General features: G+C 45.5%; 21 protein-coding genes and 1 riboswitch. Of the genes, 4 read left to right on the top strand and 17 right to left on the bottom strand.

The window, feature by feature from the left end; all coding sequences use genetic code 11:
* Positions 1 to 148: 148 nt before the first annotated feature.
* Both A8806_RS17040 and uidA read right to left on the bottom strand, forming a co-directional pair.
* A complete protein-coding gene (locus A8806_RS17040; RefSeq protein ID WP_109732395.1) occupies positions 149 to 1,543 on the bottom strand; it encodes an MFS transporter in 1,395 nt (464 codons plus the stop codon).
* Between the two features lie 15 nt (positions 1,544 to 1,558).
* Positions 1,559 to 3,376, bottom strand: coding sequence for a beta-glucuronidase (uidA, locus tag A8806_RS17035; RefSeq protein WP_109732394.1), 1,818 nt, complete (start codon positions 3,374 to 3,376; stop codon positions 1,559 to 1,561).
* A gap of 193 nt (positions 3,377 to 3,569) precedes the next feature.
* Here uidA and A8806_RS17030 point away from each other — a divergent pair, with 193 nt between their 5' ends.
* Complete coding sequence (locus A8806_RS17030; protein WP_109732393.1) at positions 3,570 to 4,808, top strand: helix-turn-helix domain-containing protein; 1,239 nt, start codon at positions 3,570 to 3,572, stop codon at positions 4,806 to 4,808.
* Positions 4,809 to 4,938: 130 nt separating this feature from the next.
* Entirely contained in the window at positions 4,939 to 7,209 is a 2,271-nt protein-coding gene (locus tag A8806_RS17025) for a glycoside hydrolase family 2 protein (protein WP_109732392.1), read from the top strand.
* 71 nt (positions 7,210 to 7,280) lie between these two features.
* Here the strand turns inward: A8806_RS17025 and uxaC are convergent, their stop codons facing one another.
* The 4 genes from uxaC to uxuA all read right to left on the bottom strand — a co-directional run bounded on the left by uxaC (position 7,281) and on the right by uxuA (position 12,528).
* Positions 7,281 to 8,693 carry a glucuronate isomerase gene (gene uxaC, locus A8806_RS17020; protein WP_109732391.1) on the bottom strand — a complete coding sequence of 471 codons (1,413 nt, stop codon included), beginning with the start codon at positions 8,691 to 8,693 and terminating at the stop codon, positions 7,281 to 7,283.
* 27 nt (positions 8,694 to 8,720) lie between these two features.
* Positions 8,721 to 9,746, bottom strand: a complete 1,026-nt coding sequence (locus tag A8806_RS17015; protein ID WP_109732390.1) for a sugar kinase — start codon at positions 9,744 to 9,746, stop codon at positions 8,721 to 8,723.
* A 98-nt stretch (positions 9,747 to 9,844) separates the two neighbouring features.
* On the bottom strand, positions 9,845 to 11,458 hold the full coding sequence (locus tag A8806_RS17010) for a mannitol dehydrogenase family protein (RefSeq protein ID WP_109732389.1): 1,614 nt from the start codon (positions 11,456 to 11,458) through the stop codon (positions 9,845 to 9,847).
* Positions 11,459 to 11,460: 2 nt separating this feature from the next.
* Positions 11,461 to 12,528 (bottom strand): mannonate dehydratase, encoded by a 1,068-nt coding sequence (gene uxuA / locus A8806_RS17005; RefSeq protein WP_109732417.1) that lies wholly within the window; start codon positions 12,526 to 12,528, stop codon positions 11,461 to 11,463.
* Between the two features lie 294 nt (positions 12,529 to 12,822).
* On the opposite strand from uxuA, the gene trhA reads away from it, so the two are divergent.
* A complete protein-coding gene (gene trhA / locus A8806_RS17000) occupies positions 12,823 to 13,482 on the top strand; it encodes a PAQR family membrane homeostasis protein TrhA (RefSeq protein ID WP_109732388.1) in 660 nt (219 codons plus the stop codon).
* Positions 13,483 to 13,590: 108 nt separating this feature from the next.
* On the opposite strand, the gene A8806_RS16995 is transcribed toward trhA, so the two are convergent.
* The 7 genes from A8806_RS16995 to A8806_RS16965 form a co-directional block, all read right to left on the bottom strand.
* On the bottom strand, positions 13,591 to 14,157 hold the full coding sequence (locus A8806_RS16995; RefSeq protein ID WP_109732387.1) for a nucleotidyl transferase family protein: 567 nt from the start codon (positions 14,155 to 14,157) through the stop codon (positions 13,591 to 13,593).
* 134 nt (positions 14,158 to 14,291) lie between these two features.
* Positions 14,292 to 14,918 (bottom strand): GTP pyrophosphokinase, encoded by a 627-nt coding sequence (locus tag A8806_RS16990; RefSeq protein WP_109732386.1) that lies wholly within the window; start codon positions 14,916 to 14,918, stop codon positions 14,292 to 14,294.
* Between the two features lie 144 nt (positions 14,919 to 15,062).
* Positions 15,063 to 15,596, bottom strand: coding sequence for a DNA-deoxyinosine glycosylase (locus A8806_RS16985; protein WP_109732416.1), 534 nt, complete (start codon positions 15,594 to 15,596; stop codon positions 15,063 to 15,065).
* Positions 15,593 to 16,099, bottom strand: coding sequence for a flavodoxin family protein BilS (bilS, locus tag A8806_RS16980; protein WP_109732385.1), 507 nt, complete (start codon positions 16,097 to 16,099; stop codon positions 15,593 to 15,595). Before bilS ends, A8806_RS16985 begins: the two co-directional genes overlap by 4 nt.
* Positions 16,100 to 16,255: 156 nt before the next feature.
* Positions 16,256 to 18,496 (bottom strand): formate C-acetyltransferase, encoded by a 2,241-nt coding sequence (gene pflB, locus A8806_RS16975; protein ID WP_109732384.1) that lies wholly within the window; start codon positions 18,494 to 18,496, stop codon positions 16,256 to 16,258.
* Between the two features lie 208 nt (positions 18,497 to 18,704).
* A riboswitch (ZMP/ZTP riboswitch) is annotated at positions 18,705 to 18,786 on the bottom strand.
* A 114-nt stretch (positions 18,787 to 18,900) separates the two neighbouring features.
* Positions 18,901 to 19,680: an SDR family NAD(P)-dependent oxidoreductase gene (locus tag A8806_RS16970; protein ID WP_109732383.1), complete on the bottom strand. Its 780-nt coding sequence runs from the start codon at positions 19,678 to 19,680 to the stop codon at positions 18,901 to 18,903.
* A gap of 81 nt (positions 19,681 to 19,761) precedes the next feature.
* Complete coding sequence (locus A8806_RS16965; RefSeq protein WP_109732382.1) at positions 19,762 to 20,385, bottom strand: HAD family hydrolase; 624 nt, start codon at positions 20,383 to 20,385, stop codon at positions 19,762 to 19,764.
* Between the two features lie 118 nt (positions 20,386 to 20,503).
* On the opposite strand from A8806_RS16965, the gene A8806_RS16960 reads away from it, so the two are divergent.
* Positions 20,504 to 21,301: a DeoR/GlpR family DNA-binding transcription regulator gene (locus A8806_RS16960; RefSeq protein ID WP_109732381.1), complete on the top strand. Its 798-nt coding sequence runs from the start codon at positions 20,504 to 20,506 to the stop codon at positions 21,299 to 21,301.
* Between the two features lie 7 nt (positions 21,302 to 21,308).
* On the opposite strand, the gene A8806_RS16955 is transcribed toward A8806_RS16960, so the two are convergent.
* The 4 genes from A8806_RS16955 to A8806_RS16940 form a co-directional block, all read right to left on the bottom strand.
* Positions 21,309 to 21,788, bottom strand: a complete 480-nt coding sequence (locus A8806_RS16955; RefSeq protein WP_109732415.1) for an NUDIX hydrolase — start codon at positions 21,786 to 21,788, stop codon at positions 21,309 to 21,311.
* Between the two features lie 213 nt (positions 21,789 to 22,001).
* On the bottom strand, positions 22,002 to 23,744 hold the full coding sequence (locus tag A8806_RS16950) for a S8 family peptidase (protein WP_109732380.1): 1,743 nt from the start codon (positions 23,742 to 23,744) through the stop codon (positions 22,002 to 22,004).
* A 75-nt stretch (positions 23,745 to 23,819) separates the two neighbouring features.
* Positions 23,820 to 24,425 carry a rubrerythrin gene (gene rbr, locus A8806_RS16945; protein WP_109732379.1) on the bottom strand — a complete coding sequence of 202 codons (606 nt, stop codon included), beginning with the start codon at positions 24,423 to 24,425 and terminating at the stop codon, positions 23,820 to 23,822.
* A 160-nt stretch (positions 24,426 to 24,585) separates the two neighbouring features.
* Positions 24,586 to 25,602 carry a glycosyltransferase family 2 protein gene (locus A8806_RS16940; RefSeq protein WP_109732378.1) on the bottom strand — a complete coding sequence of 339 codons (1,017 nt, stop codon included), beginning with the start codon at positions 25,600 to 25,602 and terminating at the stop codon, positions 24,586 to 24,588.
* Positions 25,603 to 25,637 lie beyond the last annotated feature (35 nt).

Raw genomic sequence — 25,637 nt, 5'->3', positions numbered from 1 at the left:
ATATTTTTCCAGTAGAGTGATGAAACATTCTGGCCGATTAGCCTCTATAAACAGCAAGAAACGGTATACTTTCCCGCCGGAAAATATACCGTTTCTTGCTGCGATTACAACATTATTTATATTTTTAGTGTCTGCATGTAACCTGAATTTATGCTTCTCTTCTTGCCTTCAATGCTGCAACATTCGCTTCTACTCTCTTCTTATTCAGAGGATAGAGGAAGATCAGGCAGAGTCCCACTCCGATATAGAGTATGCCAGGGATCAGCGTTGCTATATTGTAGATTCCATTTGCAACTGCCTGTGTCTGCACCTGTACACTTGAATCATAACCTACCATGCCCAGTGCGAAACCACCGAGTCCGCCTGCAAGAGCCTGCCCGATTTTTCTGGCAAAGCTGTATACTGCATAAATTGTACCGTCTTCCCTCTTATATGTCTTTACTTCCTGATCATCAATAACGTCTGTGATGAATGCCCAAATAATCAGGTTGAAGATACCAAATCCAAAATATCCGATTACGTTGATTGCAATGTAAACTACTGCAGAATCTGTATGGATGAAGAATAAAGCGAGACATGCCAGTCCGCCGATGATACATCCAGTTGCACCAACTTCTTTTTTACCAAATTTCCTAGTGATAGGCACTGCAAATGGCGCAAGTAGCAGTGTTGGCACGATACCGCACATACTCATAACAGATAACGCATTCTTGTTTTTAAAGTAATCAACAAATACATACTGGTTAACAGACTGTGTCATAAGGGAAGCCAGAAGCAGTAAGATTGCCGCTGCTATAATTCCTAAAAGTGCACGGTTTGTAACGAGAGTTTTTACTGTCTGGAGGAAACTTACTTTCTCAGCATTCGGGTCAGGTTCAATCTGAACACGCTCTGTAGTCAGGAAGTAGCAAAGAAGGTAACATACAACTGCAAGAATGGAAAATACACCTGCGATCATTGTAAATCTTCCGCCTTCCACGATCTGGTTTCCGGCAGCATCTGTCGTATATACGAGCAGAGGAGCGCCGACACCGATTACAAGGCCTGCGAGAGTTGCTCCCACACTTCTGAATGTGGAAAGTGATGATCTGTGGTCAGCATCTGAACTGATAACAGAAGCCATTGAGCCGTAAGGGATGTTAATAGAGGTATAAAAAATGCTTCCCCACAGGATGTATGTTACAAACATGTAAATAATCTTGACTGTCATAGATGCGCCCGCCAGTCCTGACTGGTACATCAGGAAACTTGCGATTGCAACCGGTCCGCACATTCTGCGGATCCACGGACGGAATCTTCCGTCTTTTGCTGGTTTCATTTTATCTACGATACGTCCCATTGTAACGTCAGTGAACGCATCGACACACCGTGCGACAAGGAATAACACACCAACCATACTTGCGCTGATTCCCAGCACCTTTGTATAGAATACCATCAAAAATGAACTTGCAAAGATGAATGTAAAGTCGTTACCAAAGTCACCGAACATATATCCGATCTTATCTTTTATCCCAAATGGGCGTACATTACTATTGTTTTTCATAATTTTCCTCCTCTACTATCCCTTAAAATCTACCGGGAGACTTTCCCAGCGCTGTTTCAGTTTATAGGCTACATCCTTCGGCTGTCTCTGTCTCGTAAAGATCCCTTTCTTATTACCATTGACGCGCATGATTCCCTCTGTCGTCTGGAAGTCGGCAAAATTCCAAACTTGTTCTCCTTTTACGAAATCAAAGGAATCGAATACATCATGGGTCATTTTCAGATATTCTTCCTGATATTCCTGACTCCACATAACGGATGGAAGCTTGTGCTCAGAAGCAAGTGTATCTGCACCATATTCCGTGAAGATGAATGGTTTGTTCACATTCATGGCTTTCCAGCCTTCCAGTTCTTTGATCAGCATTTCTCTTGCATCCATCATCTCGTGGCCGCCCTTTACATACCATCCATAGTATCTGTTGAGTGCCACGATATCGCTGAACTGGTGGCATTTACATGTTCCGGGCACTGCATTCATGACCAGTGCGAATGTGCGCGGACGCTTCTGTACATCCAGTTCGTGAGCCTTGTCGAAGACTTCTTTGAAATACGGCACAGCGGCATCACTCGTCGATTCCGGTTCATTCAGAAGGCTCCATGCTATAACGCTTGGATGATTCTTGTCTCTTGCGATCATCTCTTCTAACGCATGTAAATGACTCTTGAGAAGTTCAGGCGTTGTCTCTTTCTCAAAGAATGCCGTCTGCTTTCCCGTGCTCGCTTCCATAAAATTCATCAGGCTTTCAAACAATCCGACCGCCGGAACCTCGTCGATAATCAGGAATCCTTCCCTGTCTGCCATCTGATAGATTTCCTCACTGTACGGGTAATGGGATGTTCGGAATGAATTCGCGCCAATCCATTTCATCAGCTCAAAATCACGCTTCATTACTCCAATGTTAAATCCGCGCCCTATAATGTCGCTGTCCTCATGCTTACCGAACCCTTTGAGGTAGACCGGCTTCCCGTTCAGAAGGATGCTGGTATCTTTCACTTCTACCGTGCGGATACCAATTTCCTGCCTGTATTCATCGATCACCTCCGCACCGTCTGTAATCTGCACCATCATGCTGTAAAGATAGGCATTGCGCACTTCCCAAAGATGTGCATTCTTTACATCCAGAACGCCCTCTTTTCCCTGGGCGGATGCCGCCACATTTCCTTCTGCATCACACAGTGTAACCAGAACGGTATGTTCTCCTGTCGTGTCTATCCTGTAGGATACCTTTGCATCTTCACCACAGAGTTCATAATCTGTTGTAATATCAAAGATGTATTCCTGCGGAACCGCTGTCAGATATACACTCCTCTGAAGTCCTGAATAATTAAAGAAATCAAAATATGGCTTTGCCATTTTCTTCCCATTACTTAAGGTAATGGTTGTTCCACAGGGGATATTTGTAACAGACAGTTCATTGTTTACCTTTACAACCAGTTTGTTCTGTGCATTGTAGCGTACCACGTCCGTAACATCCGCAGAAAATGGAAGAAATCCACCCAGATGTTCTGTAACCTTCACACCGTTCACAAAAACTTCAGCCCTGTGGGTAGCACAGCCAAATCTTACAAAAACTTTTTTCCCTTCCCATTCTCCCGGGATAAACATATCCTTTTCATACCAAAAGTCTCCCGCATATTCGCGAATATCCTTTTCTGTATAAAAATCCTGAAAACTGGCCGGTACGGGAATGCTGTCCGGGCTGGGAAGACCTTCCGTCCATCCTGAAGCAATTCCCTCCTCTTTCTCATCCAGCTGAAAGTTCCACATTCCATCCATAGAAACTGCTCTTCTGGATACCGTTGACTCTGGGTACAGCATTGAATAATCTAACATTGTATTCCCTCCTTCTTTATATTGGACATTCTAATCGAATTCTCATTTTACAGTGAGGAATTTTTTTGTTAATTTCCGTCTTTTTTTTACGGTATATTGAATTTCCCCAAAAATTATACTAAAACATGCGATAATATTACGATTGACGCAACGTATAAACTGTTAAAATATAGTTAGTATAAGGAGGAATTTTATGCATTACGAAGCGGAATTAATTTTTTTCAGAAAACTTTTAAGAAATTTTCACCTGAATACAAATATTTTAAATTCAAGTGAACCTGACATCCCTGTATTCGACTCAGGCCTTAGAAAGCTGATCTATTCTGAATCCGACTATTCCAGACTATTCCATGAACGTCTGGCCGATACGAAGCCCAATACCATTTACCGCGTTTCTGATGAATATCTGTGCAGTTATATCTTTTTCAGGCTGCCGGAGACAGAGGGAGACCAATGTCTGATCATAGGTCCGTATACACAGGTGGAACATCCACTCCGTGTTATATTGAACTGTGCCGAAAAACTTTCCATTCCGTCTTCACTGTTCCCGCAGCTGGAAAAGTATTACTCGGATCTGCCCCTGATTCCTGACGAAAGTACAATCTTTGCCCTTGTAAATACCTTCGGGGAAACTATCTGGGGAAGTCTGGATCATTTCTCTGTGGAATATATCGAGCGCAGCCTTCCGCAGGATTATGAGCCGGTTGCCTCCAGACCTGATTTTAAGGACACTGAGGAACCGCTTATCAGCATGCAGATCATGGAAGAACGGTATGCCGCTGAAAACAGGATGATACAGGCAGTTTCACAGGGACTTGTACATAAAGCCGAAATGATGATCTCTAACACGGCAAACCAGGGAATGGAAGACCGGATAGCCGACCCGGTCCGCAATCTGAAAAATTACTGTATCATTTTAAAAACGCTTCTAAGGAAAGGGGCCGAAGCCGGAGCCGTACACCCACTCCATATTGACAGTCTTACTTCTAAATTTGCAAAGAAGATTGAATTGATCCATTCCCCGGAGGAAGCATATGCCTTAAATCAGGAAATGGTGAGAAAATACTGCCTGCTTGTTAAAAACCATTCCATGAAGGGGTACTCTCTTCTTATTAGAAAGGTTCTGACCAGAATCGATTCTGACCTCACCGCGGACTTAAGCCTCAAGACACAGGCCGACCTTCTGAATGTGAATGCAAGCTACCTTTCTACATTATTTAAGAAAGAAACCGGAGTTACCCTGACCGATTACGTGAGCCGGAAACGTGTGGAACATGCAGTCTTCCTTCTAAATTCCACAGATATGCAGATACAGACAATCGCACAGTACTGCGGTATCCCGGATGTAAACTACTTTACGAAAACGTTTAAAAAATATGTGCAGAAGACGCCAAAAGAATACCGCGAAAGCGTAGCGCCTTACTCAGCGTAGATATTAGGGAATGCGCAAAAATATTACGATATTTCATAATAATTCTACTCACAGCTTTCGTTCTGAAATGCTAGAATAGCCATAAATAAGATTATAAAAATTGTTAACAATAGTAAATGGAGGAAATGAAATGCGAAATTACATGAAATTAGAAACAAACTGGCTTTTTACAAAGGAACCGCAGACAGATGTTCCTGTTACACTTAATGAAAGCTGGGAGACTGTTACCCTGCCGCATTCCTGGAACCGGTATGACGGACAGGATGGCAAAGCTGACTTCTACCGGGGAAAGTGCTGGTATGTAAAGGAACTGGATCTAGCCGGAAGAAAACCCGCAGCACGTGTATATGTGGAAGTCCCGGCTGCTTCTTCTGCCTGCGAAGTCTATATAAATGGTCAGAAAGCAGTGGAACACGAAGGCGGATACAGCCTCTTCCGCGCTGATATTACGTCCTATCTGAAAGATAAGGAAAACATATTATCCATCATGGTAAACAACGAGCATCAGGACCAGATCTATCCGCAGATGGCAGACTTCACATTCTACGGCGGCCTGTACCGGGGTGTCAATCTGATTTACGTGCCTGAGACACATTTCGATCTGGATTATTACGGCTCACAGGGGCTCATTGTATCCTCTTCCATTACAGGAGAAAAACAGGCAAAAGTAACGCTGCATGCTTATGTGGAAAATCCGGGAGAAAGTGATCAGGTTCTTTTTACCATCTATGACCAGGATAAAAAAGAAACAGCGGTAATCTCAAGGCCTGCCGAAAAAGATACTGCCGCCGAAATTACATTGACAGACATCCATCTGTGGCAGGGTGTGGAAGATCCGTATCTCTACGGTGTAGAAGCATTATTGGTGCGTCATAATGAAGTATTGGACGAGGTACACACAAGGCATGGTTTCCGTAAATTTTCCGTAGATCCCCAGAAAGGGTTCTATCTGAATGGAGTCCTCACTCCTCTGCGCGGTGTATCCCGTCATCAGGACCGTCTGGATCTTGGAAACGCACTGACTTACAAAGAGCATTTAGAAGATGCACAGCTTATCCGGGAACTCGGGGCCAACACAATCCGTCTGGCACATTATCAGCATAGTCAGGACTTTTATGATATCTGCGATGAAATGGGATTCGTAATCTGGGCGGAGATACCGTTTATCTCTTCCATGAACCCGCTTCCGGCAGCGCATGAAAACTGTATCAGCCAGATGAAGGAGCTGATCTTCCAGAATTATAACCACGCCAGCATCTGTTTCTGGGGAATCTCCAACGAGATTACAATCGGAGGCGACTCCAATCCTCAGCTGACAGAAAACTTAAAAGACCTGAACCGCCTTGTACATGAACTGGACCCGGGCCGTCTTTCCACGATGGCACAGGTTTCCCAGCTCTCTATGGAGGACGAGCAGAACCAGATCACAGACGTACTCAGCTACAACCATTATTTCGGATGGTATCAGGGAAAAATGACAGACAATGAGAAATGGCTGGATGCTTTCCACGCGATGCATCCCGGACGTGCGCTCGGTATTTCGGAGTATGGCTGTGAAGGAATCATTACGTATCACAATGACGATCCTAAAGCTGGTGATTACAGCGAAGAATATCAGGCACTGTACCATGAACACATGGTGAAAATAATCAATGAACGCCCCTGGCTGTGGGCAACACACATCTGGAACATGTTCGACTTCGGCTGCGACGCCAGAGATGAAGGCGGCGTAGCAGGACGGAATAACAAGGGGCTTGTCACACTGGACCGCAAGGTTAAGAAAGACATCTTCTACCTGTACCAGTCATACTGGAGCAAGAACCCGGTACTGCATATCTGCAGCAAGCGCTATGCAAAGCGGGCACAGGATAAGATTACAGTTAAAATATACAGTAACAGCCCGGAAGTTGAATTATTCGCAGACGGCGTACTGGTTGAAAAGAGATCGGCCGACCATGTATTTGTCTTTGAAAACGTCAGCCTGAATGACGGATTTACAACAATTACAGCAAAAGCCGGCGGACTTACAGATACTACCTGTTTCGAAAAAGTAACCGAGCCGTATGCACCTTACGTACTGGTTGAAGACGAATCCGATACAGGTGTAACAAACTGGTTCGATGATGTTGACGTAACCCAGAAACGTCCTTTAACCTTTGATGAAGCGTATTTCTCCATTAAAGATACGATGAACGACATCCTTAAAAATGATGAAGCAAGCTCAGTACTCGTCAATTCCATCAGCAGTATGATGGGCATGAAGCTGAAAAAATCCATGCTTGCAATCATGGGCAGCCAGACTTTGGAAGGAATGAGTTCAAAACTTCCCGCAAAGGAAGGAGTCGACGGGGAGGCAATTATCTCCTATATCAATTCAGAACTGCAGAAAATCAAGAAATAAGAAGACCATATAAAACAAGGGGGGCCGGAAAATCCGGCACCCCCTGTTTTCATTGCTGCTTTTTCTATTTTTTAGATCTCTAAGTCAAATCCGAAATATCTCACTGCATTGCGATAGGATATTCCCTTTACAATCTTCTCCAGTGCTGTATAGTCCTCCGGATACTCTCCGTTTTCTACCCAGCCCCCGATCAGCTCACACATGATCCGTCTGAAGTATTCATGCCTTGTGTAAGATAAAAAGCTTCTGGAATCTGTCAGCATTCCTATGAAGTTTCCAAGAAGGCCCAGATTAGCCAGAGAGATCATCTGCTCTGTCATTCCTGTTTTGTTATCATTAAACCACCATGCACTTCCCTGCTGAATCTTTCCGACTGCTGAAGAATTCTGGAAGCATCCGATGATTGTACCGATAGAGGCATTATCTGTCGGGTTCAGAGAATAGAGGACTGTCTTCGGAAGTTCATCCGTCTTAGCAAGGGCATTCAGATAATCTGCCATTTCAGCGGACGGTGCGTAGTTATTAATACAGTCAATTCCTGCATCTGGTCCCAGAGATTCGAATACCCTCCTGTTGTTGTCACGCTTTACTCCGTAATGTATCTGCATAACCCAGTTCTTTTTATGATATTCTTTTCCCATCACAGTCATAAAGGCCGTTTTAAATTTCAGCTCTTCCTGACGGCTTACCGCTTCCCCAGCCAGCCTTTTTGCAAAAATTGTTTCGATTTCCTCGTCAGATGCCGGGGCATACATTACGTATTCCAGACTGTGGTCTGATATTCTGCATCCATTTTCCTCAAAGAAATCCAGTCTCTTCTTCAATGCATCTGTCAGTGCTTTGAAGCTGTTAATTTCCACACCGCTTACTTCACTTAATTTTTTCAGATAGTCCGTGTAGTCCGGTTTTTCCAGATTCATTGCCTTATCCGGGCGCCATGCCGGAAGTACCTGTACATCAAAACTCTTATCTGAAGCGATCTTCTGATGCCATTCGAGAGAATCAGCGGGATCATCCGTCGTACAGATCAGTGTAACATCAGACTGTCTGATCAGATTGCGGGCAGTCATATCGTCCTGCGCAAGTTTTTCATTACACAGATTCCAGACTTCCTCTGCTGTCCCGCTGTTCAAATATCCTGTATATCCAAAGTATTTCTTCAGTTCCAGATGGCTCCAGTGATAGAGGGGGTTTCCGATTGCCATTTCCAGTGTTTCCGCCCATTTCTGGAACTTCTCACGGTCTGATGCATCTCCGGTGATGTACTTCTCCTCTACCCCGTTCGAGCGCATCTGGCGCCATTTGTAATGGTCTGCTTCCAGCCATGCCTGCGTAATATTTTCGAACTTCCTGTCCTCATAGATCTCCTGCGGGCTGATATGGCAGTGGTAATCCAGAACCGGCATTACTTCTGCATACTCATGATAAAGTTTCTTTGCTGTTTCTGTTGATAACAGAAAATCGTCATCCATGAATTTTTTCATAACTGTTCTCCATTTCTTCTTATATAATTATCTCTTCATCTCACTGTGGTAACCTGTATTTTCATGATCGTCTATAATATCCTGAATCTCAGTGCGTGTCAGAGACGGCATGTCTCCCGGTATCGTGTTTTTCACCGCACTGCTGGCATTTCCATATTTCAATGCCTTTTCACAGTCCCCGTTCTCCGACAGAAGGCCGTAGAGCACACCGGATACATAAGCATCCCCGCTCCCGATCCGGTCCACCACCTCGATATTTTTGTATGGCTTCTCCTCATAGTAACGGTCTTTCCCTGCGTCATAGATTACAGATGTAAAGCTGTGGACTTTTGGACTGTGGACTGTTCTTTGAGTCGATGCAATGACTGATATCGGGTAGTCCCGCGCAAAACTCTTCATGATCGTTTTGACATCCCCTTCCTTGCCGAATGTCAGTCTTGCAGTATCTTCCGAGCAGAAGAAGATATCTACATATGGCAGTATGCCTTCGATACATTCTCTTGCTTCCTCACCTGTCCACAGGTTTCCCCTGAAATTCACATCAAAGGAGATCAGTGTCCCGTGTTCTTTAAAACGTTTGATCATTTCCACGCCAGTCTTACGGCACAGCCCGCTGAGTGCCAGTGTAATCCCGGATGTGTGGAAACAGCGTGCCGCCTCGTAGATTTCTTTTGGAAATTCATCAGCCGTAATGCGGGTCATTGACGAGTGCTGTCTGTCGTATACGACTCCCGGCTTTCTCGGGTAAGCGCCATTCTCATAGTAGTAGACACCAAGTCTGGCGTCCCTGCCGGTGTCATAAACGAGATAATCATCGCTGACCCCGCTGAACCTGATTTTATTTTTTGCGAAAATGCCGATGCTCGTATCCGGTATCCTTGAAATAATACCGGATCTCAGGCCAAGCAGAGATACCCCGGAAGCGACATTGAGTTCCGCGCCCCCTACCTGCTTCTGAAAGGCATCCCCCCTGACAATCCGTTCATTATCCGGCGGTGATAGTCTCAGCAGTATCTCGCCGAGTGCTAACAGGTCAAACTCTTTTTTCTGCATCCAATCCCTCCTTCATACAATCGCTGTTCCTTTGAATAAAGCTGCCACTTAAAGTGACAGCCTCATTCCATGCAATACAACCTGATAGTTCTCCGTCCCTATTTCACGTATTTATTCAACACCCCGCGCACTGCCCCTGTTCCGGCAATCATTTCGCGGAAGTATCCGCAGACTTTATCAGCCATGCCGATTTCGAATAAGTTCACGCCAAAGATCTTCTCATTTTCCAGAACCGGCTTCAGTGCAGACTCAACGTCAGCATCTTCACCAAGTCTGAACCCTGTGACATACGGGCATACCGTATCCAGAAGCGGGTCAGGGCTTAATTCGAATGTATTTCCGTTATCATCTACTGCCATCAGATAGCGCAGCCATCCTGCAAATACAAGGGGAATCAGTTTTAGGTCACCTGTATTTCGTTCAGGGGATGCCTCATACGCTTTGATTGTCTCCCCATAACGGATTGCAAGCTTCTGTGAAGTATCTGTTGCAATTCTCTGCGGTGTGTCAGGCATAAACGGATTCGGGATACGCACATTGATTACAGTATCAATAAATTCTTTTGGATCCAGAACACCCGGATTAATAACAACAGGCAGTCCTTCTGTATATCCGATGCCCTCAACCAGTTTTTTCAGTGTATCATCTTTCATTTCTTTCGAAATCAGATCATATCCGAGTACACATCCGAATACAGCAAGTGCAGTATGGAGCGGATTCAAGCATGTGCAGACTTTCATTTTCTCAACTTTGTCTACTGTCTCACGTTCCGTGAACATCAGACCGCCCTTTTCCAGCTCAGGACGTCCGTTCGGGAAAGCATCCTCGATGACAAGATATTCACATTCCTCTGCATTTACAAATGGTGCAACATATGTGTTTTTAGATGTAACAACAGCTTCCAGTTCCTCTACGCCGTCCTTTTTCAGGATTTCCTCTACGGAGGCATCCGGGCGCGGTGTGATCTTGTCGATCATGGTCCACGGGAACGTTACTTTCTCTTTTGTATTGACATATTGAAGGAATCCTTCGTCTGTAAGCGAATTAGCGGTCCATTTTTCCGCAAAAGTATTCACTGCGGCGTACAGCTTATCTCCGTTGTGTGAACAGTTATCCATACTCACCATAGCGATCGGCTTCCCGCCGTTTTTGTAACGTGTATATAAAAGGGATGCAACTTTACCGATATAGCTTGCCGGCTTCTCCGGGCCATTCTTGAAATCTGCCTCCACTGCCGGAAGAAGTTCGCCTTTTCCGTTAACGAGGCTGTATCCCTTCTCCGTGATTGTAAAAGTTGCCATCTGGAGGGAATCTTTGCTGAAGATCTCTCTTAAGCGTCCGAATTCTGCATCATTTTCTGAATCCAGAATGCAGGATTCCATGACACTTCCTACGACTGTTTTTTCTACACTTCCGTCCGCTTTCAGGGTTACAAGAATGGAATAATCATCATGAGGGCGGTTCATTTTCTCAATGATCTCATAGTCAAATCCCTCTGCCACAACCAGACCTCTGTCGAGCGCCCCTTCATTCAGCAGGTTCTGCACTACATTTGCCTGAAATGCGCGGAAGATATTGCCTGCCCCGAAGTGAATCCAGAAAGGATTTTCTTTTGTAGCCGCCTTTACAGCCTCTCGGTCAAACTTTGGAAGCTGAAACCCTGCTGCTTCCCACTGTGCTTTATTTTCAAGACCTTTTTCATTTAATTTCATAACTATCTTGCTCCTTTCTCGATTGCTTCCCATAATCCATTCAGATAAGCTGCCCCTAATGCCCTGTCATACAGTCCGTATCCCGGCATTGCTACTTCATCCCAGATCATACGTCCGTGGTCTGGCCTGATCGGTCCGGTAAATCCGATCTCATACAGTGCTTTCATGATCTCATACATGTCGAATGTTCCGTCGCTTGACAGATGTGCCGCCTCTTCGAAATCGGTCGGGCTGTTAAATTTCAGGTTGCGGACATGTGCAAAATGAATTCTCCCTTTCAGTGAACGGATCATGTCCGGAAGATCATTCTGCAGGTTTGTTCCATAAGAACCTGAACAGAATGTTACACCATTGTGCGGGTTATCTACCATATTCATCATGCGGTGGATGTTTGTCTTGTTAATAATGATACGTGGGAGTCCAAAAACGCTCCATGCAGGATCATCCGGGTGGATTGCCATGTTGATATCATATTTATCACATACCGGCATGATTCTTTCGAGGAAATACTTCAGGTTTTCAAACAATTTGTCATCGTCGATGTCTTTGTACATTGCAAAAAGGTCTTTTACATGGGCCATACGCTCCGGCTCCCATCCCGGCATCACAGTTCCGTTCATATCCCCTGCGATGGAGTCAAACATTTTCTCAGGGTCGAGCGCGTCGACTGCCTCCTGTGTGTATGCAAGAACAGTAGATCCGTCCGGTCTCACTCTTGCGAGTTCTGTACGTGTCCAGTCAAATACCGGCATGAAATTATAGCATACAAGGTGGATATCTTCTTCACCCAAGTTCTGTAGTGTTTCGATATAATTGTCAATATACTGGTCGCGGTCAGCTGCCCCTGTCTTGATCGCATCGTGTACATTCACACTCTCGATTCCTGCAACATGAAGTCCTGCTGCCTCTACCTCATCTTTCATTGCACGGATGCGTTCCCTGCTCCAGACTTCGCCCGGTGCTGTATCATACAATGTTGTGATCACTCCGGTTACTCCCGGGATTTGTCTGATCTGTTTCAGTGTTACCGTGTCGAATTTTGAACCGTACCATCTCAATGTCATTTCCATAATATTGTTCTCCTTTTTCGTCCCATTCTGAGGCCTTTTTAGTTCCTTTTGTGCCTGTTCTTTACTTGTTGAGTTTATTATAAATCTTCCCTGAAAAAATCCAATTGGCAGAGTTGTTGTATACATTGCAAAAATTGTGAATTGAAGTTTTTTGGCAATTTTTAACACGAAAAATCCTTTGTTCTTCAAAGGAAGTACTTGCAATTTAGTTATAATCGTTGTAATATATGCATATACTAAACGTAGTTTTTAAAACTACATGCAAGGTTTTCATTTTCTAGGAGGCGTATCATTATGAACAAAAAACAATTACTGAAAGATCCCGGAAGCGCAATCACACATTTTATCGGAATGCTGATGGCAATATTTGCCGCCATTCCACTATTGATAAAAGCTGCACATGAACCAGGCAGGGTTTACATTATCTCTCTTGCCATCTACGCGGCAAGCCTGATTTTATTGTACGCAGCAAGTACCACTTACCATACGTTCGATTTATCAGAAAAAGTAAATACGATACTTAAAAAGATTGACCACATGATGATCTTCATCTTAATTGCCGGCAGCTACACACCAATTTGTCTGCTCGTGCTCAATCCCGGATCGGGGAAAATCCTGCTTGGGGTGATCTGGGGAATCGCAATCGTTGGTATCCTGATAAAAGCATTCTGGGTATTCTGTCCGAAATGGGTCTCTTCTGTGCTGTATATCGGGATGGGATGGACGTGTGTACTTGCATTTACACAACTGCTGAATAACATGTCCAGGCCGGCATTTCTATGGCTGCTTGCCGGAGGGATTATATACACGGTTGGGGGAATCATCTATGCACTGAAGGTACCGATTTTTGATAGTAAACATAAAAACTTCGGGAGCCATGAGATATTTCACCTGTTTGTGATGGGCGGAAGCGCGTGCCACTTCATACTCATGTATGCATTCCTTCTCCCATAAATTCTTCCATAAATGAAGGCAGACAAAAGAAGCCAACATAAAAAGAAACCGCGGGACCTCAAATCCTGCGGTTTCTCTATATGCCGGCTTCACTTTTATTTTCCCAGATTACTCGTACAAGTAATTCAGGCTGCGTATCCGTGTCTCTATCTCATTCTTTGTGATATATTCACTGACTGTCTTTGGAACGTATTGTTTCCATTCTTTTTCTTCTGCGATGAATTTCCTTATATCAGTCCCAGTGATCCCCTTTTCTTCCGGACTTTTTTTCCAGAGTACCTCTGTCTTAAGCCCCAGATCCCCGAGTATCCTGAGCTGCTCTTCATCCCACTCACTGCAGATGCTCACATAGTGGGTGGCACCTTTCGGAACATACTGTGGGATCAGGTCCGGCTGGCTGATCGGAAATGGGATAATCTCATATTCTTCTCTCGTTACGCCGAAATCCGCCAGAGCACCCTGTATCATTTCAAAACGCTCGAAGTAAGTAAGCGGATTGTCTCTTTTTGTAGTACCGTGCATATCCAGATCCGATGTTGCCGCATATGCCACAATGTCTGAATGTGTGATGCCGATAAACAGCTTTTTACACCTCATCTTTGCGGCTAGTAAATATTCCATATGCTTTAAATGAAAGATCTGGAATCTTCCATGTATAACCCCTGTCTCTACCATTCCCTCAGGCTCCTCTCCTGTATTTCACCAGACATTCTTCCGATTGTGACCGTCCGGTGCGTCAATAAATACAAGTATAATACAGATTTCTAAAGAAAGCAAATAAACGGGCGTTAAGATTTCCTTATGATTTCCTATATCTTATCAATCTTCTTCCTGATTTCCAGCATTTTCCTGTCAAGGGTCCCTATAATGTCTGAGCATGCCCTCAGTTCTTCATCGATTACTTCTGCCTCTTTGCGTCCTCTTTTATACCTCAGCTGATGATCCAGATTCGCCCAGTAATCCATTGCCGCAGTACGAAGCTGTAGTTCTGCCTTCATCCACTGCGTTCCGCCCTGAAACCCGATGGGGATTTCCATAATAATATGAAGACTCCGGTAACCGGAAGATTTCGGATCTCTGATATAGTCCTTAACCTTTACAATCTTAACGTCCTTCTGTTCCGACAAAATTTCCGCTATGCGGTAGATATCATCCACATAAGAACAGATTGCCCTGACACCGATCAGGTCATTGATTTTCTCAAGCGCATTCGAAAAGTTCTTCTCCAGTCCTTTTTTCTTCATCTTCTTGCACGTGCTCTCGTAAGACTTCATCCGCCCTGTCTTCATCTGGATAACATTGCGGTCCAGAATCATGGACAGCTCAATGTTAATAATATCCAGCTTTGTCAGAATCAGGCTGATCGCACATTCACCCTTCACGCTGAAATCACTGTTGACCAGATTTTCCTTTAACTTATTACTTTCCTTTTTCATTCAGACACTAACTTCTCTCTACTTAATTTGGGCATACAATATACCAAACATACACAATACAGTCTTTTACTAATATATGTTAACAACCACGGAAACATACATCTATCACTGCATAGTTAGCATCATGTTAAATTCATGTAAGGGCTAATAATCTGAATCTTCTGAAAACGGACCGCAAAGGGGTCTGACCCCTATGAATTCCCTGATCTCCCCCCAGCTTTCCATCAGCCGGTCTATTGAGTATGCGGCATTCGCCGGGCTCGTGGAGGGAAGCCCTGTTATGTCCCTTCCGGTCCGGCTTTTGCTGTACTTTTCGTACAATTTTTCTGCCGTTCTGCCATTGGCGTAAATCCGCCTGATATTGCATTCTTTTAGGATGCGGTTTAAGTCAGCAGGCACGACATTGCGGATGCTGCTGTCGCTGGAGCCTTTGATCTCACAGCTGGCGATGACGTCCCAGACTGCGATGCCGTGTTCTAAGAGTAAGGCCTTTTTCTCTTCTATCGTTTCCGGGACTTCACTGTCCGTGAGTCTTGCTATGACCTTCCAGAAGCGGTTCTGAGGATGGCCGTAGTAGAATTGGTTCTCCCGTGACTTGACCGAGGGAAATGTCCCCAGTACCAGAACTTTGGAATCCTGATTAAAAACCGGTTCAAATTCATGTGTTACCTGACTCATACCTTCCATATTTTCTTGACTTCTCCTTCCAGGGCCGTCAGATCGTTTTCATCCGGATGGGACAGTGCCCTGTCAAAGTTATCAAGCATTGCCTTTATCTTCTCATCCTGCGGGTCCTTTTCCTGCATGGCCGCGTAGCGCTGCCTCACTCTGTCCTGCATCCGTCCCTGACACATGAAACTTCCTTTTAAGATACCACTTTCCGGTACAAATGCTGATACCCGGTTCATTATCTGGTTAAAATATTCTTTTGAACCTCCGAATCCGGCGGTCCCGAACAAAAATATCTCTTTGCCTTCCAGCTTTTCTATAAATTCCCCGATATCTTCACTGCAAATACCCTTATCTGTCCAGAACCCTGCAAACACAACATCTGCATCAGGAATCGCCTCCGGCACGCCTCCGAAATAGACGCAGTCCTCTTCCCCCAATGCTTCCCGGATTCTCTCAGCCAGCATTTCCGTATTTCCTGTGAGACTGTTATACACTACTGCATATGTCATAGCCATTCTCCTCTCTGTGTGAATCATCTGCTCGTCTTTTATATTCCCACTATTATACTCTTCATGCTGTCAAAATACAACAGCCCCGCGTCAGCTGGTTCCGGCACGGCATCACTAAAAAAGCAGAAAACCTTTCACAGGCCCCTGCTTTTCGTTCTACATTGCTTCGTGGAAGGTACGCATGATCACTTCTTTCTGCTGTTCCCTCGACAATTTATGGAAATTAACCGCATATCCTGAAACACGGATCGTCAGATTCGGATACTTTGCCGGATTCTCATATGCTTCCATCAGCATTTCCCGGTTCATCACATTTACGTTGATGTGATGTGCAAGCTGCTTAAAATACCCGTCCAGTATATGTACCAGATTCTCCTGCCGCTCTTTCTCTGTCTTTCCAAGTGTGTCCGGGGTAATGGAAAAGGTATTGGAAATCCCGTCCCTGCAGTCATCATAAGAAAGCTTCGCAACAGAATTCAAAGACGCCAGCGCACCGTTTTTCTCTCTGTTATGCATCGGATTCGCTCCGGGGGCAAATGGTTCCTTTGCCTTACGCCCGTCCGGCGTGGCCCCTGTCTTCTTTCCATACATGACATTTGAGGTAATGGTCAGTACTGAAAGCGTATGGACCGCGTTTCTGTATGTCTTTGTCTTCTTCAGTTCTTTAGACATATCTGCCAGAATCTGCTTTGCTATATCATCCGCCCTGTCATCATCGTTCCCATAAGTCGGAAACTCTCCCTTGGTCTCAAAATCTACAATATATCCCCTTTCATCCCGGACCGGTTTTACCCGTGCATACTTAATCGCGCTCAGTGAATCTGTCAGTACTGACAGCCCTGCCACACCGCAGGCCATAAAGCGTTCCACCTCGGTATCATGCAGTGCCATCTGTGTCTTCTCGTATGCATACTTATCATGCATGTAGTGGATCACATTCAGGGTATTGATATATAACCTGCATATCCATTCCCTGTATTTTTCCAGCCGGCCCATGACCTCGTCATAATCCAGCACGTCGCCCTCATAGACAGGCATTTCCGGGCCTGCCGGGGATTTGGAAAATGTATCATAGCCGCCGTTAAGTGCAAGGAGCAGAAGCTTCGGCAGATTACATCTGGCCCCGAAGAACTGCATCTGCTTGCCAATCTTCATGGCTGAAACACAGCAGGCGATACCGTAATCATCCCCGTATACTGGCCTCATCAGGTCATCGTTTTCATACTGAATTGCATCCGTATCAATCGACGCTTTCGCACAGAAATCTTTGAATCCCTGAGGAAGTTTCTCAGACCAGAGTACAGTCAGGTTCGGCTCCGGCGCCGGTCCCAGGTTATACAGTGTATTCAGGAAACGGAAGCTGTTCTTTGTGACAAGCGTGCGCCCCTGTTCATCCATTCCGCCGATCGACTCTGTAATCCACATCGGGTCACCGCCGAACAGTTCGTTATACTCCGGTGTCCGCAGATGTCTTGCCATACGCAGCTTCATAACAAAGTCATCAATCAGCTCCTGTGCATGTACCTCGTCCAGTACTCCTGCTTCCATATCCCTCTGGATATAAATATCCAGAAATGTGCTCGTTCTTCCAAGCGACATCGCCGCACCATTCTGTTCCTTAATGGATGCAAGATATGCAAAGTATGTCCACTGGATTGCCTCACGTGCATCGGATGCGGGGTCTGAAATATCGTAGCCGTACATATTGGCCATCTCTTTCATCTTATTCAAAAAGTTAATCTGCTGGAACAGTTCTTCGGACAAACGGATGGACTCCACATCAAAATCACCTTCCCCGATTTCCTTCTTATCTCTCAGTTTTTCTTCGATCAGTATATCCACACCATATAAAGCAACACGGCGGTAATCACCGATGATCCGTCCCCGGCCGTATGCATCCGGAAGTCCCGTCAGAATCCCTGCGTGTCTGACCTTCCTCATCTCTTCCGTATATACGCGGAATACACCGTCATTATGTGTCGTGCGGTACTGGAATTCCTGCTCGATCTTGTCGGAAAGCTCATAGCCATATGCCTTGCACGCTTTCCGCGCCATATTAATCCCACCGAAAGGATTCACCCCCCTTTTCAGGGGACGGTTCGTCTGAAGCCCTACGATAAGCTCATCCTCCCTATCCAAATACCCCGGCTGGTACGCCGTCAAAGATGACACCGACTGTGTATCAATATCCAGCACACCGCCGAAATCCTGTTCCAGCTTCAGCAGACTATTCAGTCTGTCCATCAGTCTGGCCGTACGTTCAGTCTTTGCCTCAAGAAACTCATCTGTTCCTTCATAGGATGTTACATTCTTCTGGATAAAATCCCTTACATTAATCTCTTTCTGCCAATCCCCCGTTGTAAAACCTTTCCATTGCTCAAAGTTCTTCTGTTCCATGACATCTCCTCCGTTCAAATTACAGATTTTAGTATTTGCCCATTAGTTGGTGCCCATGAACACTAAATAGAGTTTCGCTTGCGAAACTCGCGCCTGCGGCGGTCGCCCTGCGACATCTACAGCTTACGCCGCAGTGCGCATCCCGCCGGGAGGGCTTTTTATTTCTTAGGACGTACTTTCCTATGAAATAAAAAAGGGCAACTCAATAATGAGCTGCCCAGACGGTCGGCGTTTACATTCTATGCTCCCACGTGGTATGCTCCACTTTTCCGTCAGTCACATAGAACCTTCAAATTCCCAATGAAGTCTGTTTCTTAATGTCGTACCTTCAGTATAAACACAAATGCATAAATTTTGCAATACTTTTTTTCATTTTCTTTATTCTTTAATTCTGAAACTATTTTCTATGGACGGAGCCCCAGCCCGCCTTCCAGAGTAATTGTCTCACCGGACATATATTTGAAGTCAGGAGAACCAAGATGTACACAAACCCTCCCGATATCCAGTTCCGTGTCTCCGAAACGCCCCATCGGCACTGCCTTTAGGTTCTTCTCATATGCCTCCGGATAGGATTCTTTAAAGTTTTCAAGCTGTGCAGTTAGTGCAAGCGGGCATACAACATTCACGTTGATATTATCCTTGCCCCACTCTGTTGCCGCGACACGGGAAAGTCCGCGAATCCCTTCCTTTGCCGCTGCATAAGAAGACTGTCCCGCGTTACCGAACAATCCTGCCCCGGATGCAAAGTTGATAACAGTCCCTTGTGATTCCTTTAAATACGGGTAGCATGCCCTCATATAATAGAAAGTCGCATAGAGTCCTGAATAAATACCGAGGTCAAAGTGATCCTTCGTCTGCATGGAAAGCGGAATTCCGGATGCAGAAGCCTGGGCGTTGTTAATCAGGATATCAATCCGCCCAAATTCCTCGATTGTCTTCTTAATCACATTTTTTACCGTTTCTTCCGACTCATCATCCGGAGTGACGTCAGCCTGTGCTGCCAGTACTTTCACACCGTAGAGGCGTTCGAGTTCTTCCTTTGCATCCAACAGCTTCTGCTCGTTTCTCCCTGTCAGGACAAGACTTGCACCTTCTTTTGCATAAGCAGTTGCGATACCGTAACCGATTGATTTTGCTTTTCCCCCACCGGTAATGATAGCAACTTTTCCATCAAAAACACCCATTTTACAACATCTCCTTTTTCAGAAAATTTATCACCTGCCTTTATAATAATCGTTTGTTAAAAAATAATCAAGCCTGATTGTCTAAATAAATAAACTTTTTATATCCATAATATTTGCAATTTTATGTACCGCATGAATCTGCTCCGGAAAATGTGCCCCCCACAATGCAAGTGCCCCGTCCACACCGGCTTTCCGGGCACATTCCATGTCATACACAGAGTCACCTATATAGAGAACCTTTGATGGCTCTGCCGCCATTTTTTCCAGTAAACACAACATTGGCTCTGGCTCCGGTTTATGCTTCACTGTGTCATCCGCATTGATTACTGTATCGAAATATTTTATAAAATTGTACTGGGCTGTACTCTTTTGGAATTCCGGTTTTGTACGTGAAGTTACGATTCCAAGGCGGACCCCGGCCGCATTTAGCCACTGCACGATTTCATCGATTCCGTCAAATGGTTTCTGAAGATATTCGTATCTCCCCATATAGGCCAGCCACATTTCCATTGCCTTGTCCGGCTCAGGCAGTTCGAGCCGGCGCAGCGCCTCGGCCCCGGTAATGCCAAGCGCAAAATACAGTTTTTCGAACGGATACAGATGTCCTGTCATCCGAAGCAGCATATGCTGCAGTGAAAGCAGTATCGTCTCCTCTGTGTTAATCAATGTACCGTCTACGTCAAAAACAACCACATCATATTTCATACTATTTTACCTCTTACCTTGCAATCCATGTTTGATACATTTATAATAGCACATACAAACACATTTTTTAATGTTCTTTTATGTTTTATTTTATTAATAACAGAGGAGATTTTGTGCCATGAATCATCAGAAACAACCAGAACGAACAGAAAATACACTTGACGGTATTGGCCGCCGCCAGCAGATCCTTCAAAAACTGGAGGAGTACGGAGAAGTTTCCGTCCATGCCCTGGCGGAAGAATTCTTAGTCTCACCGATGACAATCAGGCGTGACCTTCACTTCTTTGCCCGTCAGGGAATTCTGGAAACCCACTACGGAGGAGCCCACCTCTGTAAAGACAGAAGCACCATCCCTGATTTTCCCACACGAAGCGAAAAGCTGATGCTGTATAAGCAGGCGATCGGCAAAGCGGCCGCCGGTTTTATAAAAGAAGGGGACAGTATATTCCTCGATTCGGGCACCACCGCCATACAGATCATCAAATATTTTCCGGACGTCCATGCCACTCTGATTACAAACTCTCTGGCAGCGATCCAGCAGCTCAGCACGAGTAAAAAGGTGAAGCTGATCGTTGCCCCCGGAACGTACCGGGAGCAGATCGGGGGAAGCCTGGATATCTCGACCGTCGAATTTTTCCGGCGCTACCGGGCGGATAAGAGCTTTATCGGCACCCTGTACTGCTCCACAAGTATGGGCATGACTACCTCCGAAGAAATGGATGCAGCCCTCAAGCGTACACTGTGCATGCAGAGCCGCCAGTCATTCCTCATGGCGGACCACACGAAATTTACCGACGGCGGACTGGTCAAGTTCACCGAATTTACTGATTTTGACTATATCCTGACCAATAAAGAGCTTGACCCGGAACTTCAGGAAAGAGTCCGGGCATTGAATGCAAATCTGGTGCTGTGCTGACACATCCTTACTTTAATTCCATCGGCCTGCCGTCCAGAGCCGCATAGAGAAGAGTGTCGGCTTTGTCGTAGACCAGTTTCAGTGAAAAGAACTCCCGGCCCTCATTCAGCAGACGGAAAAATATCTTGTCACCTTCCCATATATTCAAATCTAACACGGCATCCTTGTCCACCCATTCCAGCTCTCCTTCATCACACATAATGGGTTCCCCCGTGAACCCGTCCGCCGTATACAGGGACATGTATTCCACAACATCGTCCCCATATACAAAGGTCACAATGCCACGGTACTTGTAAGAGGTCAGTGTATAGCCGGTCTCCTCCCGGACTTCCCTTAAAAGACATTCCTCGGGACTTTCCTTTTCCTCAAAATGACCGCCCACCCCGATCCACTTATCCTTATTGACATCATTCTTCTTCACGGTTCTATGCAGCATCAGATATTGATGATCCTTCTCGATGTAACATAGTGTACTTAATTTAAACATAGCTGTTCCTTTCTTCCTCATTTTCTGGTTCACAAAACCGTTGTTTTCACCTTTTCCACAACAGCCCTCCTATTACCTGAATCTTTTTCGTAATTCTATTATACATCAAAGCAGCGAAAAAGGGCAGGTCATAATGGATTGATATCCATGACCTGCCCCCTTGCTTATATCATTTTTCTTCTGCTGTTCTCTGTACCTTTTTTAAGCAGCTTATCAAACCGGCAGACTATCCCGCACACACAGTGCCCCCCACCCCAGCTGGTTGTTCGGCCATTCCGTAAATCCCGGGAGCTCCTTTGCCCCCCTTCGCATATAAGCCTTCACCTTCTCCCCGTACAGATACGGGTCATTCCCATTCACGATCCCCCACTCCATCAGAAGTGCGGCACTCCCTGTCACAAACGGTGTGGCAAATGAGGTGCCGCTGAATTCTGCATATCCGCCTCCTGCTGCTACGGTTGTTACCCGTACTCCGGGTGCTGCAATATCGGGTTTGGATGAGGATATTCCCTCATACACTCTGGCCGGGCCCCTGCCTGAAAAATCAGCATATCCGAAGGTTAGTGCATTGTACGCTCCCACAGTGATCACCCGGGAAGCTGTAGAAGGGATGGTGAGTGTTGTATCACTCCGCGGAAACAGAAAGGCGGTACCGATATTCAACGCGCTCTGGCTTGGAAGCCACATCTCAAATTCTCCCGTAACAATTCTCCTCGGCGTTAGTATAATCCGCCACACACCGCTGTCTATATAGGACTGTCTTGGCAGGAAGTCGATAAAGATCTCCTGGCGCACACTGTAAGGGCTCGGTTCGCCATAGTAGAGCAGAATCTCCGTGCCTCCCAGTACAAATCTCTGGGGGCCGAGTATTTCCTGAATCGGCCCGACGCGTATACCGGACGGACTGACCAGGGAGACATCAACCTGATCCACATAAGATTTCCAGATCTGTACATTTACCGTCGGCTCATTCATTTGAACTCCCAGCTGCACTTCCTCCTCCACATTCTCTGTCAGTATGCCCGAAGTATGCCCTGCGCTTGTTCCTTCGTTTCCGCTTCCCACACAGATCACGCTTTTCCAGTAATTTGATATATCATCCAGAAAACGTTCCAGCAGAGACATCCCATCATGTGAACCGTACGTGTTTCCAAAGCTGATGTTCACCGCCACAGGCATTTGATATTCCAGAGCTTTCCTGATCACATAATCGACCCCCTGCATCAGCTCCGTTGTCCTCGGAAATCCATCCTGTCTGGGGCTGCCAAGTTTCACGACCAGAAGTTCACTCTCCGGCGCCACGCCGGCATACTGCCGTCCCGGGCTTCCCGCCCCATTTCCAGCCGCGACCCCGGCAACAGCAGTCCCATGTCCGGAAATATCCCGGCTTGGCACGATCCGCTCACGCCCGGCACGGTCCGTCTGTCTGAGGGCCTCATTAATCTGTTCCTCCGTATATTCTGTTCCTATGTAATACCCCTCCGGCGGATTTCCCGGTATTGTCTGATCCCATAAGGCACGTATTCTTGTTGTTCCGTCTGCATTCCTGAAATCATTGCTGGCATAATCTATCCCGCTGTCAACAATAGCTGTCAAAACACCTTTTCCCAGTAAAGAAAAAGGAGTTTGCTGCACAGGACCTATGCAGGAAACTCTCTTTCCATTGGCAGCCTCAAAAAAAAGCCGCTTTGGTTTTTCTATAAATTCAATCTGTGGTATAACTGCCAGAGAATTAATAAGAGATTCCCTGACAGTAATAACCGCATATTCATTAGACAGTTCTGTTACGCCTGAAGCCAGTTCACGGACAGCATCAAGAGTGCCTGAGTATTTAATGATCAGGTCCCATTCCCGGTCAATCGGGTTGAATCCAACCTCCAGTTCCAGCGATTTCATTCTTTCTTCTTCCGTAGCATCCAATGCAAGATTCAGCAGATTTTCCACCTTCTGGCTCATAAAAGCACTCCCATCACTTATTGTTTTCCATACAACATGATCTTTTGCCTGCCACTTCCTTCAACCGGAAGAAAACTATCTGCCTTCTCCCTTATATGCCGCAAATGCATAAGGCAGAAAATATCCCTGATCGTGACGGCAGACCGGGCACACCTTTGGAGCCTGTTTCCCTTCATGGATATATCCGCAGTTCGTACAGATCCACTTAGATTCCTGATCACAGGCAAAATACTGATTTTCCTCAAGCAGCTTTGCCACTTCCCCAAAACGGACCTGATGTACATGCTCGATTTCCGCAGTCTGGTAAAAAGCAGATGCAGCCTCAAGAAATCCCTCTTCTTTTGCAATATCCCCGAATTTCTGGTATACATCTTCATACTCTTCTTTTTCATTGTGCTCCGCAGCACGCAGAAGTTCTGCCAGCGTCTCCTGCTGGTCAACCGGATAGCCGCCGTCAATAAAGATGGTCTCTCCGGATAAATCCTTCAGAAGTTCATAGTATCTCTCTGCATGGGCCCTCTCCTGCTCAGCCGTGTAAAGGAAAATGTCCTCAATTGTATACATCTTCTGGTCCTTTGCCTTTTCGGCAGCAATCGTATAGCGGTTTCTTGCCTGGCTCTCACCCGCAAATGCTCTCATCAGATTTTCTTTTGTTTTACTCTCAGAAAAATTAACAGCCATAATACACACTCCTTTTTTAATAGTAGTATGTACCAGCGGCGGTAAAATATACCTTCTCAGGCACCAGTTATTTAAATTTCATACAAAAAGGACACCCCGCGTACATGCGTAAGGTGCCCTGAATATTCCCCATGCTCCTTCTGGGCCGGCTTCTATACATCTAGTTGAATCCAATGAGCCTTCTTGCCACATTGTAAGCCAGAGAAGATACTTTTCGGCCGGTTTTTCCGGGGAGGTTGATAGTTTGTCCCAGAATTCCGTAGCGTATCTTCATATAAGCCCCGTAATCCTTCTTCTTCAGATACTGCCACAATTCCTTTTTCTTCTCCAGATTCTCCTTCTTCTTGGAACGGATACAGAGGATCGAAGAAACTGTCATCATAATCGCAAGATAATTGACCATATACTTTCTCAGCTTCTTACTGGAAATCATTCTTAATTCGTACATAGCGATCATACTCTTCGTCACGAATATCTGCTGGTCAATCCGGCTGATCATAATCTTTTCATTGACGGACTGGTCTTCGCGCCCGATGAAATAACGGTAGAAATCCACGTCCATATAGTACATCGTCCGCACATGCGGCAGAGGATAGTATACATAAATGTTGTCCACATAAAATGTATGCTTCGGAAGCCGCAGCTGGCAGAGCTTCAACATCTCTGTCCGGTAAATCACGGAATGCATCAGGATATACTGGTCAAGACGGAAATGCCCGATATCGTCCCAGTGGAAAATCTGGTTCTGCGGAAGTACATTTCTGTAATTTATCACTTTCTTATGTTCCATGCCCACTTTCTCATACACATAGTTGGATATAATCATGTCCACTGTCGTATCTGTCTGCACAAATGTCTTTACCGCATCGAGTATCTCCATCAGTGCAGCCTCATCCACCCAGTCGTCACTGTCAACCACCTTAAAATATCGTCCTGCCGCATGCGCGAGGCCGCTGTTAACCGCATCACCGTGGCCTCCATTTTCCTTATTTACCACCTTCACGATTGTAGGGTACTGTTCCGCATACCGCTTGGCTATCTTCTTCGTCTTGTCTGTGGAACCGTCATTCACGACGATAATCTCCACATCCTCCCCGCCTTTTAGAATAGACTGAATTGCTTTTTCCATGTATGCTTCTGAATTGTAGCATGGAATCGCAAAAGATATATATTTCATAATTAAGCTCCTCTTTACTAAGATAAAGCAATTAT

The organism is Faecalicatena orotica, assembly GCF_003149245.1.
Classification (GTDB): Bacteria; Bacillota; Clostridia; order Lachnospirales; family Lachnospiraceae; genus Faecalicatena_A; species Faecalicatena_A orotica.
The sequence above is the reverse complement of the archived record's forward strand: the minus strand, read 5'-3'. Positions and strand labels throughout refer to the sequence as shown.